Annotated in this window: 1 protein-coding gene and 1 pseudogene; both read right to left on the bottom strand. The window is 61.2% G+C overall.

What is annotated here, in order from left to right; translation table 11 throughout:
- Window positions 1-1,076: tubulin-like doman-containing protein (locus tag VFA16_RS11705; RefSeq protein WP_324967967.1), on the bottom strand; the 1,076-nt coding region annotated here is incomplete at its 3' end.
- Between the two features lie 419 nt (window positions 1,077-1,495).
- Window positions 1,496-2,080 (bottom strand): annotated as a pseudogene (locus tag VFA16_RS11700) (nitrilase-related carbon-nitrogen hydrolase); the annotation flags it as partial.

The raw sequence follows: 2,080 nt of genomic DNA, 5'->3' as shown, positions 1-2,080 counted from the left end.
TCACGGGTCGCCAGTACGTTGATCCAGCGGGCGTTCGGCTCGCCACGGATCGCCGGGTGCCAGGCATCCGCCGGCACCGACAGCCAGTTCAGCGCCTTGAGCGTTTCGTACAGGTGGACCGAGTCGTCGCGGGCCAGGAAGGCCGCGATTCCAGAATCCACATACGCATGCGTATCGGCGAGGTTGCCTTTCATCGCGAACGCATCGTCCTGCGGCACGGCGAAGAATCCGCCAGTGAACGGGTTTTTGTACAGGTCACCCCAAACCGCCATGACACCCTTGTTCTTCTCGGTGTCGATCATGCAGTCCAACTCATTGATCACCGGGAAGAGCGACCCGTCGAAGACTTCCGGGGGGTCACCCGCGCAGGGCAGCACGCCAACGCCGATCACCCACGGTCGGCGCCCGAGCTTGATGGTCGACAGGTGCCGGGCGATCTCGACGACGATGCCGCTGCCAACCCCGCCTGCCAGACTGAAGACCACTACGACCAGTGGGGTGGCTTGGCTGGTCAACACACTGTCGGCGAACGCATCCAGCGCCCTGGTGATCTCGCGGTTCTGGTAATACTCCGAGCCATACACCGCTTTGGCGAGTGCCCGGGGGAAGTGTTCACCCGGGCCGGGCAGCTCCACGTCTGCGGGTAGCCACGGCTCGTAATTGGGGTTCCAGTAATACCGGGGGAACTCCATTTTTAAGAATTCGCGGTAACGGTTGAGACTGGTCCGCAGCTCATCGCCGGTGGGGATGGGCAATGCAACAGTCTGGACGTAGCTGCGTTCGGCTGGCAGACCTTCCGCCGCTGCACGGACTTGACTCAAGTCCTCGTCACCGATGTCCACTGCCAATGCTGAAAAGCGGGTAGTGGGGTCGACGAGAAAACCCTCGGGACGTTCGCGCAGCAACGTCGTGATGACTGCCGCCCCGGTGCCACCCAGGCCGAGAACGTGCAGCGAGAACGGGCCCTCGTGCTCACCTGCGCGATGGACGCCCTCGGTGCGCAACGCCTCTATGCGGGCCTGATCGTCGTGGTCATGATCATGGCCATGTTCATGTTCATGCTTGTCAGTAGCCATGCCTCAATTCTTCTCTCTAAGTTGGGTCTGGCAGGGCTTACACTTCCCGGCCGTTGCTCAGTTAACAACGCCTTAAATCAGGCGCCGCCGCCGTCTTTCGGGCGTCCTGCCATTGCTTCGGGTCGGTCATGTCGGGCGGATCGTCGGAGCTCTTTCCAAGGGTGGCTGAATGGTCCTCATGCTGCTCATCGACCTCGGCCTGATTAGGAGGACTAGGGGGTGTTTGACCGCCCGGTGGAATCGCTCATAATTTGCCCGGTGGAATCGCTCATAATTTTCCTTTTCGGTGTGTCGTGCGACCTGCAAACCAATCCCTCGGTCGCTCCGGCTCAGGTGCGAGCCGGTGACGGTTGGTCGGCCTGCCGATCGGACGGCTCGTCGGGGAGGCGACCGCCGTCAACGTCGCCGGTTGCACCGTTCGATTTTTGATTCGGCAGACCCGGTATGGGACTTTCCGCGGTGCCGATCGTTGGGCGGGTGAAAGATTCCACTTGCCGCTGGGCGGCTGCCGGGTCGGTGACCCAGGTGCGGTAGAAGTCGAAGGGGCACTCCGCCACACCTTTATCCCCGTCTCCGGAGGCCAGCACACCGGTGTAACCGCGGTGCAGCAGCTTGAACATTTGGTTTTGTGACTGCCAGTTGGCGCGCGCGTCGCGGATCAACGAAACCGACAGCTCGGCGTACTGAATCCCGTACTCTTCTTCGCCGGTTTCGCCCAGCGTGCGGCCGTCGAACCCGATGATCGACGAATGGCCGAAGTAGGAGTAGACGCCATCGAACCCGGCTGCATTGGCAACCGCGACGTAGCAGTTGTTCATCCAGGCCATCGCCTTGGCGACGATGATCTGCTGATCCTTGGCCGGGTACATATAGCCCTGGCAACGCACGATAAGTTCGGCGCCTTTCATCGCGCAGTCTCGCCAAATTTCCGGGTAATTTCCGTCGTCACAAATAATGAGGCTGACCTTGAGCCCCTTAGGTCCATCCACCACGTAGGTCTTGTC

Source organism: Mycobacterium sp. (genome assembly GCF_035653355.1).
GTDB lineage: Bacteria > Actinomycetota > Actinomycetes > Mycobacteriales > Mycobacteriaceae > Mycobacterium.
Note: the sequence above shows the minus strand (reverse complement) of the source record. Positions and strands in the feature narration are given on the sequence as shown.